Origin of the sequence: Paenibacillus contaminans, from assembly GCF_003285015.1 — a bacterium.
Classification (GTDB): Bacteria; Bacillota; Bacilli; order Paenibacillales; family NBRC-103111; genus Paenibacillus_V; species Paenibacillus_V contaminans.
In genome coordinates, this window is record NZ_QMFB01000030.1 from 83,192 (window position 1) to 99,150 (window position 15,959).

At 53.0% G+C, this 15,959-nt stretch carries 7 protein-coding genes; 1 reads left to right on the forward strand and 6 read right to left on the reverse strand.

Features of this window, described 5'->3' with window-relative positions:
• Window positions 1–41: 41 nt before the first annotated feature.
• Window positions 42–6,407 carry an S-layer homology domain-containing protein gene (locus tag DQG23_RS33520; RefSeq protein WP_113035399.1) on the reverse strand — a complete coding sequence of 2,122 codons (6,366 nt, stop codon included), beginning with the start codon at window positions 6,405–6,407 and terminating at the stop codon, window positions 42–44.
• Between the two features lie 379 nt (window positions 6,408–6,786).
• Between DQG23_RS33520 and DQG23_RS33525 the strand changes: the two genes are divergently transcribed.
• Window positions 6,787–7,650, forward strand: a complete 864-nt coding sequence (locus tag DQG23_RS33525) for an AraC family transcriptional regulator (protein ID WP_113035400.1) — start codon at window positions 6,787–6,789, stop codon at window positions 7,648–7,650.
• Between the two features lie 148 nt (window positions 7,651–7,798).
• On the opposite strand, the gene DQG23_RS33530 is transcribed toward DQG23_RS33525, so the two are convergent.
• The 5 genes from DQG23_RS33530 to DQG23_RS33550 all read right to left on the reverse strand — a co-directional run bounded on the left by DQG23_RS33530 (window position 7,799) and on the right by DQG23_RS33550 (window position 15,925).
• Window positions 7,799–9,415: an amidohydrolase family protein gene (locus DQG23_RS33530; protein WP_158560829.1), complete on the reverse strand. Its 1,617-nt coding sequence runs from the start codon at window positions 9,413–9,415 to the stop codon at window positions 7,799–7,801.
• A gap of 202 nt (window positions 9,416–9,617) precedes the next feature.
• Window positions 9,618–10,508: a carbohydrate ABC transporter permease gene (locus tag DQG23_RS33535; RefSeq protein ID WP_113035402.1), complete on the reverse strand. Its 891-nt coding sequence runs from the start codon at window positions 10,506–10,508 to the stop codon at window positions 9,618–9,620.
• A gap of 15 nt (window positions 10,509–10,523) precedes the next feature.
• Entirely contained in the window at window positions 10,524–11,486 is a 963-nt protein-coding gene (locus DQG23_RS33540) for an ABC transporter permease (RefSeq protein ID WP_238178160.1), read from the reverse strand.
• A 175-nt stretch (window positions 11,487–11,661) separates the two neighbouring features.
• Window positions 11,662–13,275, reverse strand: coding sequence for a type 2 periplasmic-binding domain-containing protein (locus DQG23_RS33545; protein ID WP_113035403.1), 1,614 nt, complete (start codon window positions 13,273–13,275; stop codon window positions 11,662–11,664).
• Window positions 13,276–13,564: 289 nt separating this feature from the next.
• Complete coding sequence (locus tag DQG23_RS33550; protein ID WP_113035404.1) at window positions 13,565–15,925, reverse strand: helix-turn-helix domain-containing protein; 2,361 nt, start codon at window positions 15,923–15,925, stop codon at window positions 13,565–13,567.
• Between the last annotated feature and the right edge of the window lie 34 nt (window positions 15,926–15,959).

Below are 15,959 nucleotides of genomic sequence, written 5' to 3' on the forward strand. Positions count from 1 at the left end.
TATAAGAACCCCTTTGCTTATGATCTGTATAGACACATGCATTATTGGTTCATAGGCACCAGTCTGTAAACCGCTTGTGCGCTTTCCGCACGGTTGAGCGTTCCGCGGGGAACGAACATGCCGTCTTCCCGCCCGGCGAGTAAGCCCAGTTTCTCAGCGGCCGCTAGAGAATGCAGCGCCCAATCGCTTGCCTGATCGCGATCCGCAAAAGACGCTTCTTCCTCCGGCTCCGCTTTCCTTCCCGTCGATAGCTCGTAAGCGCGAACCAGCATAACCGCCATCTCCTCGCGGCTCACCGGACGGTCGGGAGCGAATTGCGAAGCCCCGATACCTTCGACCAGCCCCGCCTTGACGGCAGCCGCTACAGCTCCGGCATACCATTGCTCCGGCAGAACATCGGCAAAAATCAGAGCATCCGTTTGACCCGCCGGTTCGCGCAAGCCTAATGTCCTTGTCAGCAATGCGGCAAACTCGGCGCGCGTAACTTCTCTGAGCGGGGCAAACAACGTATCCGTCGTGCCGGTAACGATATGCTTGGCCGACAGCTCCTTGATAACTTCAGCGGCCCAGTAGCCGTCCGCTACGTCCTCATAGGTTCTGGCGTACTCCAGAAGCGCATAGGTGCTAAAATGATTTAGATCGGCCTCCATATATTCGCCGCTTTTTTGTCCCCCCATGTACGATAATTCGCCGTCCTCGCCGATCAAATAGACGCCGAGCAGCCTGTCGTCCGCTCCTTGCGCGATTTTAAGCTTCACACGGATCGGAGCCGGGAAAACTTCCAGCGAAATCCGTTCGCCGTTCTCCTCCGCCGTCAGTTTCAATTCATACATCCCGCCTCCCGGCTTCAGCACGACATTGCCCGATACCTTCACCTGTTCAAGCATGTTATCCTCGTCCGCTTCGTTAAGCGGCATCAACCATACGGTCACCTTGGCATTCATCATCCCCTCGGAGGAAGCGCGCTTCAAAAGCTCGCCGAACACGTCCTTCGGAATCGTTAGCTCAATCGCATCGCCGGTAATATTCAATCCGGTTTCCGCCAATTTATGGACGATGGCCGCCGCAATGACGACGCCCTGCTTGCCCGCAGGCAGACTGACTGCCGGCATTTTGCCGCTTTCGGCTAGTGCTTGCGCGGGCATCAGCTCCAGCAGCATGCTCGAATTCGGCTGGTTCGTATCCGAACCGGACTGCTGATCCGTACCCGTGGCCGGAGGCACGCCCGGATTACGGTCGTCCGCCAGTACAGTCAACGTAAATGCCGTGCTCAGTCCTCCGTAAGTGGCGGTGATAACCGTTTGCCCTGCCGTTCTTGCAGTCACCGTACCGTTAGCGGCGATTTCCGCCACGCTTTCCTTGCTGCTTGCAAAGCCGGCAAATGGCGTAACATCGGCTTCCGAGCCGTCATCATACCCTGCGGTTACCGCCGCCGACGCTTTTGTGCCTGCTTTCAACGCCGCCGGCAGTCCCGAAATGCTTAGCGTTTTCAGCTCAATTGCCGGTTCTTCCGGTTCGGAAGCGGAACGGCTGGCCGACAGAGGAATCACGAATGACTGACCTGCTGCGATGTCGTAAACGAAGCCCTTGCTTAAGTCATTACTATCCAAATAACTGCGAATCAGCGTAATGTCGCCGATGTCGAACTTGTACTTGCCTTCGTCCAGCCTGGTTACGCCTATAATTTCATAAACGGCGTTCCGCTTGCCGTCATTTGCAACATAAATGCTCGTTCCTGCAAGCTTGCTTGGATCCAACCCTTGCAAATCCGCCTCGACAACGATTTCATTTGCCATCGAAAGCGACTTGGTAAAATCGGCGATCTTGCCGGTTATTTGGCCTTGTTCGGCTTGAACGTAAAGCCGGTCCGCACGGCCGATCATCGTCCCGTCGTTCACATATCCGGATACGGGCAAACCGTCCTTCTCCGAATATACGCCGAAAAATCCTTGGAAGACGATAGCTTCGTCAATTGTATAGACCGTTTTCGAATCGAGCGCCTGTACGATATAGTCGGTTCTGCCGTTCTTCAGCACAACCTTGACGGCGGCAGCTTGATCGTCGCCTACCGGCTGTCCGTTTGCCAGAACGGGAACCTGCTCGACCGCTGCGATAAACGCTTCGTTCAAATACGGCTGCAGAACGGAAGCGAACAAGCTGTTTAAACCGCTGCCTTTCCGGTGGGCAATCATATATTTCAAGCTATCCGGATTCGAGCCGTTGACCGGAGGTATGCCGTCAGCCAAAGCGACGTCGTTCACTTTATTCAGCATCGTAAGCTTCAGATGCGGCTCCTTGTCCGCAGGCAGCGTCCCGTCGTTCTTAAGCTTCCAATCGACGCTGAACGGCCCCGCCGGCGCTTGATCCTTCTCGACATTGGCCAAGTAATGAAAACCGCTTCCCTTGTAGCCCCATCCCGGTACGCTGTCCGGCCGCTGTCCGTAAGCGATGTCCGGACCCGCGTAGGTGCCGGAAGCCTGCTTCGTCAGCTGCAGCCCTTCCGTCGTTACGGTCCCTTCTCCGCCATGGAAGCTGAAATGATGCTCGCTGCCGCCGTTCACTCGGAACAAATCGACGTAATAGGAATTCATATCGTCAACCTTGATCATGGCCGAGGTGCGCCGGTACATATCCGTTTGCGGATACGCCGCCGGCATGTCGACATCGATCAGCTGTACATCGCCGTTGCCGTCATAGTGCAGCGGAGTGCCGTCCCAGATGCCTTCTTGCATGACCTTATCGACGACAACCGTGTTATGGCTGATCGTATTGCTGGACCATTCCTGCCTGGTCGGCCATTCGCCGGTACGCTCGGGATAACCGAGATCCGGAGCCAGATCCAAGCCGAATGCATGCAGGCCCAAGTTCAAAGCGTCCCGGTGGGCATGGCTCTCTGAGGTGCGCCCGTAGTAAAGCGTCAGGTCGCGAAGCGTATTGCCTTTCAGCTCTGCGTCGTTCTGCTGCCGCCGCGCTTCGGCGTCAAGCATAATCAGGCTGATGACGCCCAGTTTATAATTGCTCGATTTGTCGTTTTTCTTTGTCCCGACGAACGATATCGTATGCTTGCCCGCTTCCAGCCTGGAAGCAGCCTCAATCGTCTCCTGCTTCGTAGCGGCTCCGCTCGATCCGTAAAAATCGAATTCGCGCAGCTTCCGGCCGTCGAGATAAATGTCGTAAATTCCATAGCTCGTCGCTTTAAACGCCCGCAGATCAAGATCGTACGTCCCGCCTTCGGCAACCTCGAATTCGTATGAAAGCACAGCGCCATCCGTTTCCGCTTCCAACTGAACGGTACCGCTGGCCGGAAAATTTTTGAATGCGACCGACGCTTCCGACGGGCTCATCCCAATGAATGAGTACGAGATTCCCGCCGATATCGCGTAATTGACGCCGTCGCGAAGCGCCGTAAAGCCGAAGCCCGTCAAATTGCCGCTCTTCGCCTTCACGCGCCCGTACTGATCGACAACTTGACGGATATCGCGCGATACCTTCTCCGGATCGGCCGAGAAAATATCGCCGCGGATCCCGTCCGTTCTGTTGCCGTTGTACAAATAAGCGAGCTGCGCGAATTCCGGATCGCCGTATGCCTCGAAGGCAGCGACAAAATCATTATAGGACAAGACTAAGCCAGGTTTTCCGGTATTGCCGTTATCGCCTATATTCGCGGTATAACGCTCGGATAAGATCAGCGGATGGAAAGACGTAAACATTTTTTTGAATTTCGGATGCTGGTACATATCGGCCGCAGGGTATTTATCGTAGCCGATCAACACATCCGCCACCTGCTTGAGCTGCTCGAACCAGAGCCGGTTATAACCCGGCGAGGCTTCATAGCCTAGTCCGTCGCGATCCAGATCGTTTACAAGCAGCGGAAGCAAATTACCGCCGGTAGTGCGCCATGGCGAGCTTTCCAAGCCCCCCGCCTGGAAATTGAAATCCAGCCATTCCTTCGTCTCGGGAAACGTATCGTAAACGACTGCCGCAAGCGCCAAGGCGCTCTGGTGCATACCGGTATTTCCTCTGATTTGAGCCTGCTTGACAGCCGGGTATACTTGCTTGAGTATACCGTCCTCGATATTTTTGCGAACGGCCTCGGCCGTCGATTTCGGAACGGCTATTTGGTGTTCGGCTGCCTTCTCTTTCAGAAATCCTACGATTTCAGGGTCGTCCATCGCCGGAAAGAAAGCGTCGTACGCTTTAACAAAGCTGGGGATAAGCAGCGTTTCCCAGATAGAGCCGATCGCCTTCCCTACTCCCGTGCCGCCATGCGAGTTACGAAAGCCGTCATCCCATTTGAAGACCGTACTGTCCATATCCGGGTATACATCGGCGACTCTGTCCAGCAGAATTGCGCCGGTACGGGCGTATTTCAAGTCCCCCGTATACACATATGCATCGCGCAAAGCGTTTAACGCTTTGACAATAACCCCTTTTTCACCGTTCCAAATCGCCCAGTGATTGTAATAAGCTACGAAGGTATATTTATTGCCCTTTTCGTCCGTCCAGCCGAAGCCGTCGTCGACACCCCACTTCTCGCCTTTCTCCGGATACAGCGTATTGACGAGAAGACTGCGGTCCGCACGCGCCGGGTCGAATTCCCCTTGTACGTTCAACCCGCTCTTGTAATAAGCGGCAAAGTCGTTGGTAGGAAACTTATATCCGCTGCTCGGATCCGTAATTTTCCAGGGATCGCCCGCCGGATCGTAAGAATAAGGATAAAAGCCGTATCGGTCGATTTCCCTGCCTGTTATCGGGCTGCCCGCTTCCTCGTTAACGGCGGATCCCCGCGGAAGTTCCTGTGTAGTAATCAAATTCCACCAAAAGTCGTATCCAAGCGCCACATATTTGTCAGCCTCATGAACCGCATTGTCCCGTTCCGCCTTCGCCCATTCGAAGCGATCGATATTCGCTCTTGCGTTTGCGATTTTCTCCGGCGTATACACCGTCGTACGCTCCTTCGCGTTTTGAATATTCGTGTCGTCGAGAACGACCAGCTTCGCCTTGGCTGTTTTCTCTCCCCCGTCGCGAACGACCCGCACTTGAATTTCCGTTTCGCCCGGCACTGCGGGACGAATCGTTCCGTCAGCATCGACTGCTGCAATCCGTTCGTCAAGACTCGTAAACGTCAGCTGCGTTCCTACTTCCGATAAATCGGCCGCAGCCCCGTTATTCATCACGCCTGTCACTTTCGCTTTCGTAACTTGTCCGGGATATACCTGCTCGCGCGGCAGCGTGATCATGACTTGAGCGAGCGCTACCTTAACGACGGTAATCGTTACCGTTTGCTTGACGACGGCCCCGCCGAGCGTCGCTTCAACCTCGATCCCGGCCGTTCCTTCCGCAACCGCCTTGACATTCCCCAAAGCATCGACGCTGGCTATGCTTTCGTCTAGGCTGCGGTACCTGAGCTGCACGTCATCCAGTCCGATCGGCGTTCCGTCGGTCAGCTTGCCCGTGACGGTCAAGGTTGTCGACAGGCCGACCACAAGCTCCGGCTGAGCGGCAATTACATCTAGACTTCCTAGCTGCTTGTCGGTTACGCTAAACGGCACCGAGGTTTGCCGCTCCGTACCGCGAACGCTTGCCTTTACGATAATATCGGCCGTTCCTGGCGTTATCGCCGTTACTTGACCGTTCGCGTTTGTCTGTAAAACCTGTTCGTCACTGCTGCCGAATGAAATAAGACCGTCTTTAATAGCACCGGTATACCCGTCATCATACGTTACCTTCACCGACAAAGCCGCCTGCTGTCCAACCATGAGCAGCTGTTTGTCGGCTTCGGCTTGTACGCTTTCCAGCACAGGCAAGCCTTCCTTGGCCACTAACCTCATCGTCATCGGGTACATATTCATCCCCCAAGATCCGTTCGGCCTTGCCACAGCCGTCAAAGAAAGCTTATGCACGCCCTTCGTCAGCCCGATCGTCCACAAATACATATCCTGTCCTTCTACCGTCGACGGCCCGTAAAAATTGTAGCTATCCAACTTCGAACCGTCTATTCGGATTTCGCCTAAGCCCCCGCCGGAGGAATTCAGACCTTTGAAATACACGGCATAAAATCCATCGGCCGGAACGTCGAAGCCGAATGTGATATGTTCTCCGGCATTGTATGCTTCCGCTTTAATGCCGTATGCCTGATAATCCCAGCCGTATTGACCCATCTCCGTTTCCTCTTCGATTACCGATAATTCCGGAATTTTATTCGCGTCTTTAAACGCATACCGAAAGTCCGCCGCAGCTTCTCCGGCGCCATACGCGCTCTGCGTTACGCTGCCCGCGTTTCCGCCGTCTGACGCATAAGCGGCATGCGGAGTAAGCGCTTTCGATAAGCAATCGAAAAACAGTATTGCAATGATCATCATCGATGCCAGCCTTTTGAACATTGGAACCTTCACGGTCATTCTCATACCTTGCCTCCTTAAATAGTGGATATTCCGTTCCCGGCAAACTGCCGCCCCCCGGTCCGATCCGTTTCTTCCATCGGTTAGGTATCGGCCTTTTGAAGCTCGTCCCCATTTTATCGGGTTGACCCCTATATGAGAACGCTTATAGTGACCATGAAATTGGACTATTTTCTCAAAAAAATGTGTGATCAGCGATTTATTTTCAAAAAAAGATGCAGTCTGAGACAAAGTTTGAAAATTCACTCTGACCGCTCATTACAGGGATCTAACGTATTTCTATCTAAATTCCTATTCCCCCGTTTCACTCATCTGATAGAATGGAAGAACAGGAATTTGCTTCCTATGCGTTCACCAACGCACATGATCGGAGGGTAACTCGCCAATGGCCAAAATGTTGGACTATGTAATCAGTCCTCTTCCGATTCGAATCGAGGAAGCGAAAGCAGATCCTTCCCTGCTGCGGATCAAAGGATTAACCGTTACCCATTTCGGATATTTACCGGGCCGAACCGTTAAGGTGTTAGGAATGAATGACAAGCATTGGGCGTTCACCTATATTGTAAGGGGAACGGGATACTATCAGGCCGGCAACGGTCCGGTGCAAAAACTGGAAGCGGGGAGCTTATTTTGGGAATGGCCCAAAAGCACATTCCGGTACGGTCCCGAAGACGGAGGCGATTGGGACGAGTATTACATACATTTCCACGGCAGCAGAGTGCAGGAATGGATCGCCAACAATATTCTGCAGCCGAACAACGTTTATCGGATCGGAGTGGACAACAAGTGGATCCGCAAAATAGAGACGATCGGAGACTACCTCGAGAGCGGCGTCCCGGAAAGCGCCGATCGCGCGGCACTGCTGCTGGAATCGCTTATCTATGACTTCAATGCCGCCAATGAAGGGTTGAGAGCGGCGTCCCGCGACCGTAAACCCGAATTCGTGCGCCGCGTTCTCCATGATATTTCGGAAAACCTTTACAAAGAATGGAACGAGGAACAGGTGCTGATGCGTCATCATTTGTCGCGCTCTACACTACGCAGGATCGTTCAGCAGAACACCGGCTATTCCTTGAACGAATACGTAAATCGGCTTAAAATTGCGGAGGCCAAAAAGCTTCTCCGGCTGACGCAGCTGCAGATTAAGGAGATCGCGCAAATGCTCGGCTATGAAGATCATACCTACTTCTCTCGATTGTTCAAGAAATACGCGGAAATGTCGGCGAACGGATATCGCAACGAAGAGTAGGGACAAGGATAAACGGCCCCGCCGTCCTAAATGGTATAAGCTTATGGCGATATGGGTTACGCGACACAAAAGCCCGGCCTTCCGCAAATAGCGGATGCCGGGCCTTTATATGTATTCCTTCCGTCAAACGCCGGAAGCCTGGAAACTGCTATACAAGACAGCGGTCCCAAACTCTTTTCATATTCCCGCCGAAAAGCGCCTTCTTCTCTTCAATGGACAGATTGGCGTAAGCGAGCCAGCCGACCTGCGGCCGCGGATCGCGCATCGGGGAATCGGTGCCGAACATGATCTTATGGACGCCCGCTTCGCGGACAAGATATTCGATAGAGCCGAGCGTTACGGACGTATAGGTCAGCTGCAGATACACATTGTCGAACCGGTTCGCAACCTTCGCGTACAGCTCGGCAATTTCCCAGCTTCTTGCGGCATGGTCCATGAAGATCGAAACTTCCGGATACCGGCCGGCAAGCTCTTCGATTTGCGATGTGTAGACGCTGTCGCTCTGTCCTGCCGGATCGACAAGCGCGTACAGCCTGAGCTCATTGGCCAGCTTCCACCAAGGCGCATAGACCGGTGCCGTGTAAGGCGTCCGGGACAAGAAGTAATACGGCTTCATACCTTTAAAGCCCTTCTCTACATGCCATTTGCGCGCCTCCGCTTCGACGTCCGTCACATAATTCGGATCTATGACGACGTAACCCTCGACTTCGTCCGGATATTTCCCAATCGCCTGTTCGGCGATCGTATTGCCCGCTTCCGAATCGCCGCCGTTGATGCCTGCCCAAGGCGCAATGGACATTTTCCGAATGCCGATCGCGCGGTAAGCTTTGATCATGTTATCGATGTCCCCGCGCAGCATCGGAAACCCGCTTCCTGTTCCTCCCCCGTCTTCGATCAGATGCGTATGCGAATCGTAAACGGGAATTTGGATCGGCAGGCCGAGCGACGCCCGGGCCGTTACTTCGTCTTCGGCCGGCAAAGCGGTATGGGAAAGCGTCACGCCAAGCAGCCGGCATAAATTGCCGCCCGCAATAAGCCGTTTCGCTTCCTCGGGAATTTGCGCGTAATCGATCAGCGATCTTGCCGCTCCCGGGCTTTTGAAAGGCATGCCGCTCCCGAACAAAAGCCGTTCCGCCCCGTAGCGTTCGTAAGCCGTTTCGATAATGGCATTGCTCTGCAGCGCAGAAAACTCGATGCACAGCTGCGGGTATTCGTCCATTAGCGGAAATAAACGCCGTTCTTGACTCCAGGGCTGTCCTTGCAGCAGTAAAGTCAGCTCGGGATGATCCGCCAGCATATCCGCAAGCTGGCTGAACGTTAGCTCCGCCGCATCGACCAGCAGCGGAATACGCTGCCGTTCCAGCTCGGCAAACAGCTTGCCTGCCGTCCGCCGGTCGGGATCGAATTGATGCGTTTTCGGGAATATTTTCACGGCGCGAATGCCGTTCGCCTTCAACTCGGAAACAAGCGTCTCCGGGGAAAGGAAGTCGCCCGCCTGATCCGGCATCGCCGCCCAGCAGCCGAACAGTCTCTGACTTTTTTGCAGCTCCCCCGCCAATACGCCGTTTCCATAGGATGGAGAGTGCGACTTTGCCATCCCGTGATACACCAACGCTCCGGCAATGCCTGCCCGGTCCATCTCGGCTAGAATATCCTCCGTCCGCCACATTTGCAAACGATGCTTATACCCGATCTTGCCGACATTCGAATTGCAGTCGAAAAATTGCAGCGGCGATCGAGCGAACTGCGATTCCGTTTTATCCATAAAGGAACGCCTCCGATTTCGGTAATCTGATAGACTATATGTTCGGCAGAAAAGATTGAGAAGGCCCGTTCCACTGCACAAGGACATAACATGGCCTGCTTCAAACATCTTGTTTCGCATTTCCTTGATTGTATGGGCCTTCGGATTGGGGAAACGCAAAGCCAAAACTCGCCAGCCATGTATGTTCCTTGTTCCGTTTCACTTACCCCTTAACCGAACCGAGCAGCATGCCCTTGATAAAATACCGCTGCAGGAACGGATACACGAGTAAAATCGGCACGATCGCGACGACGACGGTCGCCATCTTGATCGTTTCCGGCGGCAGCTGCATAAACATCGCCGGATTGCGCACCTCCAGCTCCTGACTGACATCGGGCGAGCGGATCATATTTTGCAGCACGACCTGCAGAGGATACAGCGTCTTGTCGTTCAAATACATGATGCCGGCAAAGTATGCGTTCCAATTCGAAACGCCGTAGAACAGCCCGATGGTCGCCATCGTCGGGGCGGAGAGAGGCAGCACGATCTGAAACAGCGTACGCACGTCCCCGCATCCGTCCACCTTGGCGGCTTCTTCGATTTCAACCGGCAAGTTGTCGAAATACGTTTTCATAATGAGCATATTGAAGGTGGATACGAGGCTCGGCAGCATCAAAGCCCAAATCGTATCGACGAGACCCAGGCCGCGCACGACAAGGTAGGTCGGAATCAGCCCTCCGTTGAACAGCATCGTAAACACGATGCCCATCAGGATGAAGCTTCTGCCCGGAACGGTTTTCTTCGACAAGGCGTAAGCAAGCAGCGTCGTAACGAGCAAATTCAGGAAGGTGCCGATCGTCGTAACCGTCAGCGTTATTTTGAAGGCGTCCGGCACTCGGTTGCTGGAGAAAATCTCACGATACGCCTCGAGTGTGAACTGCTGCGGAAACAGCACGAATCCCCCGTGCTTCATCACTTCCTGGTAAGGTGTGACCGACATAATAAATACGTAATACAGCGGAAATAAAGTACTCAGCGCGAACAAACCGAGCACGGCGTAAAACAGCGCATCGACCGACTTATCGGCTTTCGATCTGTGCAGCACAAACGACATGAACTCCGCTCCTCTCTACCATAAGCCGTTCCCGCCCATTTTTTTGGCCAGCTTGTTTGCGCCGAATACGAGCACGAGCCCGATGACCGATTTGAAAAAACCGACCGCCGCCGCCACGCTGTAATCCAGCTGCTCCAAGCCGCGCCGGAACACCCAGGTATCGATTATGTCGCCGACCTGGTACACGCGGGAATTTAGAAAAATGTAAATCTGCTCGAACCCGGCATCGAGAATATGGCCGATTCGCAAAATGAGCAGCAGCACGAATACGTTACGGATGCCCGGGAGCGTAATATGCCACATTTGCCGCCACCTGCCCGCTCCGTCCACTACCGCCGCCTCGTACAATTCCGTGTTGATGCTCGCGAGCGCCGCCAAATAAATGATGGCGCCGAAGCCGACGTTTTTCCATAAATCCGACGTGATCAGCAGCGTGCGAAACCAATCCTTGTCGACGAGAAGATTGAGCTCCATCCCCCACAAATCCCGGACCCAGCCGCTGGCGATTCCCGACCCGGGTGCAAGAAAGGCATATACGAGGCCGTAAACGATAACCCATGATAAAAAATGCGGTCCGTATGTGATCGTCTGCACGATTTTTTTAAACCATTTGAGACGAATTTCGTTCAACACCAGAGCAAGCATAACGTCCGGGATCATATTGAATAAAATGCGGTAAACGCTGATGATCAGCGTATTTTTGAGAATGACCGGAAAATCCGGATACGCGAACACGGTCTGAAAATGCTTGAACCCGACCCACGGGCTGTGCCAAACCCCTTTGAACAAATTGTAATCTTGAAATGCAATCATCAGTCCGCCCATCGGCAAATAACAGAAAATGATATAGTAGGCGATGCCCGGCAGCATCATCAAATAAAACCATCGGCTGGCAAGCATCCTCTTCCTTAACGGCTGGCCGATCCGGCGCCGGTCGGTTGACGGTAAACGCATGTGTGCATTCGCTCTGTTCAGCATTCTTTTGCTCCTTCACGCTCTGCAAGCATAAACAACTTCGCCGTCTTTCATGACGACTCGTTTAGCGTTGAAAGCTGCGCATTGGAAAATGTGAAGCTTATCCTTCATAGTTGGACAAACATCCTGCCCCCGGTTTTGCCGGAGAGCAGGATGTTCGATCTCCCTGCGGCTATCGTCAATTGCTTGAAACAAATTCGACCGGCTTGCCCGTCGCATCGCTAATTTGTTTGGCGTAAGCCTCGAATATTTCCTTCGCTTTATACTTGGTCATCAGCTCTTCCCGGTATTTCGGCCAATTTGTGCCGGACTTGTCCTCAAACAGCATTTTCACGTGATATTCGTTCATCTTGCCCCGCATCTCGCCGAGATTCGTGCCTGCGGGAGGAGTCGTGCTGGCGCCTACCGGCGGCGCATAAATAAAATTGGATTTTAGATACGCTTGGATTTCCGCATCGCGGGGCGTCAAGTCCGGATCGTTGACGGTAAAGCCGAATTTCTCCGGCGCGTTCGGCGAGAAGAAATCGTAAATCGTCAAGAAATTACCGTTCTGGACTACGTCCTTCTTGAATTGCTCCTTATTCCAATTGATCGTTTTGCCGTTCATCGTATAGTGCTTGTCTTTCAATCCGAGCTGCGTAAGCAGGAAGCCTTCCTCGCCGGCCAGCCAGTCCAAAATCTCGACCGTTTTCTTGATTTTCTCCGGATTGTCCTTGGCCGTCTTCGTGCTGAACAGAAACGAATTCCCGGCCTCGTTCTCCGTATAGAACGGCTTGCCCGGAAACGGATTGAACGGCACCCAGTCCGCCTTCGGGTTTAATCCTTTCGTCTTCGCCTGTACGCTGTTCGGGTCGCTTTCCATCGCAAAGTTCGGAAGCGCGGAATACACAATGCCGACTTTGCCCTGCACCGCCTTATCGATTACCTGCGGCGCCTTGTTCAGAAACCAGTCCGGGTCGACCAAGCCTTCGTCGATCATTTGCAGAACCTCGTCTGCAACCTTGCCTACCCCCGGATCGGTCGCAACATCGATAAACTTTCCGTTCGAGACGAAATAGTAGGTGTACAAGCCGTTATTGCGGAATTGCGGAAAATCGCGCGGAAAGCTCGTTCCGCTCCCGCTTGTCGAATAGCCGTACGTATCCGGCTTGCCGTTCCCATCCGGGTCGCCGGTCGTAAACTTCTTCATCGCTTCCATCATTTGATCGTAGGAGGTCGGCACGGGCAAGCCGAATTTATCTAGCCAATCCTTGCGAATGTAGTACGCTAGGCTGGATTTTTTATTATAAGGTAGCGGCGCCCGGTAAAAATCGTTCTCGATCTGGAACGTCCTCATTTCGACTTCGTCCGTCATCCAATACTTGTAGTAATTCGGCATCGTTTGCGGAGAGACATACGGTGTCATCACGGCAAGCAAGCCGTCCTTAGCTAATTTTTGGGAGAATATCCCTGTGCCTACGAACATGTCGGGCACATCGCCGCTGGCCAGCGCCAGGGAAACTTTGTTGTCGTAGTCCGCACCCATCGGGTAGCTTTGCACGGTCAGCTCGACATTGAATTTCTCTTCGATCGTCCGTTTCACAAAATCGTCCTTCGCATCCTTCGGCAGCAAGCTTCCCTGATCGCCGTCGACGAACCAATTCAGCTTCATTTTGGCTTCCGGTTTGGCCGTCCCCGCCCCGGGAGACGCCTCGCCCGGCTTCGCCGAAGGCGGCGTGTCAGCTTGCTTCGTGCATCCGACGGCAACGAGCGCAACCGCTGTCAACGCCAAAATCATGCTTCTCTTTTTCATTTGTCAACATCCCCTCCAAAGTGTTGTATGGTAGTTGTTCGATCGCATCCTAATCATTTCACGGCAAGCTGCACCCGGTATACTGCAAAAACGGGCTTTTCGGCCATTGTTTTTGGACTGTACTTTTTGATGCTGCTGTAATTTCGGGCAATCTACAACAAAGCCCCCCCAAAAGTGAAGCATGCCTCTGCAGCTTATTCCTATTACTTTCGGGGGAGCCCCCGTTATCCAAGAATCGCTTCTATTTGAACAAAACACCCGCTTCCAAGAAGCAGGTGCCCTGTAAGCTTTAAATATTCGAACGGTACTCGTTCGGCGTCGCTCCGAATCTGCGCTTAAACAGCTTGAAGAAATAGCTCTGATTACTGAAGCCGACGCTCTCCATAATATGGTTGATGCTTAGGCTGTTGTTCTCCATCAGACGGATCGCATGATTCAAACGGACTGCCGTTATATATTCGGCTACCGACATGTCTTCGCTGCTGCGATACAGCTTGCCGGCGTATGCCGGGGAAAGCTTGACCATATCGGCCACCGTTTGCAGACATAAATTGGGGTCCGCATATTGCTGTTCCACGATTTCTTTAATCGTATCGACGACAAGGCGTCGATTCGCCTGATTGTCCGGCGACCTGCTCTGCCTCTTCTCGGATACTTCATGAAACAAGTCGAGAAACAGCCGGCTTATATCCTCAAGCGTCTCCTGCACCATAATCTGCTGAAGGAAATTGCCCATCTCCAAAGAGCGTTGACGCTGCGTATTGCGGTTCATTTCCTGGATCGTTTGATTGGCCAGCACCCGCAAATGCAATAACAGATCGATCACGTTGTCGTAATTCAGCTGTGCCATCCGTTCGAAAAATCGCGACAAATACGATTGATACATGCTGTAATCCGCCGACTTGAACGCCTCGACCCACTTTCGCTCCCATTCCGCCGGGAACCGAATATTCGTATTTTCCAAGCGCTCCCGGATCATGGCGGGGGTGATGAGCGAGTGCTTGCCGAAAACGAGCCTGTATTTGGCATGGTCCATAACCGCTTCGTATTGCTGTGTAATGTCCCGATGTCCGACCGTTTCGTCGCTTATGACCGCAGTCAGCCCCAATTTGTAATAAGCTCTGACCGTTCCCTGCAAAGCCTGCAGCGATTCGCAGATGCGGGCATAAGCGTCCGTTTCGGACTGCCCGATCCTGACCAGGATGATCAGATGATCGTTTCCCATATCGACGATATGGCTGACGGAGCATTCGGAAAGCAGATCCTGCGCGATGTTGCCGATCGCAAATTTGTACAGCTTCCGTTCCGCTTGATCGAACTTGGACGTAAACTCGTGATAACGGTCGAGCTTGAGCAAGCACAGCACGTATTTCTCGCTTTCGGATAAGGCCGCATCCGTTTGCGCCTGCAGCTCCTCCAGCGTAATATTGGAGCTGTCGAGGATCAGCTTGCGCCAAAAATAGCTTTTGACGATTGCGCTCTGAGCCTGTTTGTCGACCTTCAGCATGCGCACTTCGGTCATCGCTTCCTCGAACATCGACGAAATAAATCCGAATTCCCCTCTTCGCTCAAGCAGCGTACTGTTGCTCGCCGTCCCCTCCTTCTGGATGCTTCGGCGAATTTGATACAATACCCTCGCGATCGGGTTGTACAAGCGCGAGACGAGCAGGATGGAGCTTGCCAGCACGCCTAACAGCACCAGCGCGATGATCGTGATCGAGAACGATTGCATTCTGCCGATCACATTCATGACGGTATCGTAAGGCTGAATGCTGACGATCGTCCAGCCGTTAGCTTGCGACGTGGCATAGGTGATCAAATTTGTGCCGTTATCCGTTTCATTGAGAAAGAAGGAAGAAGGCTCTCCGTTCCGAAGCTTCTCGAAGCCTATTTTTTCACTTATGGCCAGTTGGTACTGCGAGCTGAATTCGCCGTCATTCCATGCGTTCAGGGCAATGCCGTTTTTGTCGAGAATCATGATTTTGCTGTTCGCGTATTTGGTGAGACGATTGATTTCGGAAATATTGGCAAAGAGCCATTCCGGCTTCACATGAAAAATAAGCATGCTTCCCCGGTCTCCGGACGTTTCATCCTTCGTGTACATGAAGAACGAAAAATGGCTGGCTTTCCGGCCGCCTTCCGGTTCGTCCTCGAAATACATCGGCACGAGCTGCAGCTTCGGAATATGCTTCGCCGTACGCAAATAATGATCCAGCTTGCCCGACATGCCGTCGCCTTTGCAATCCAACACCTCATTGTCGGCGTAGTAATAATAACAGCCGCTATGCGCGTTGTAGACCGTTACCGCCTGCAGCAGCGGCGAGGAATTCATAATTTTCTCGAACGACATAATGCTCGGATACCGTTTGTACGCCTCCGTTTGCGCCGTGTCCATCAAATAGGCCGTTCTCGAATCCGAATAGGTGGATGCAATCAAGGTTTGCAGCAATTTGTTCGTAAAATCGATGTTATAGATGACCTGGTCCAGCATCTTGCCGTTCGCCTCGAATTGGATGCTGGATAGCGTCGATTTGGAATTGTAGAACAACGCTGTGGAAACGATTACAATAAAAAGAATGGATAAAAGGACGACGGACAGAAACATTTTCAGCCAGTATTTTCTTGATGCTGCCTTGCGAATCCATTTCATCTGCTCTACTCCTTCTCCCGACGATCCGGCATTC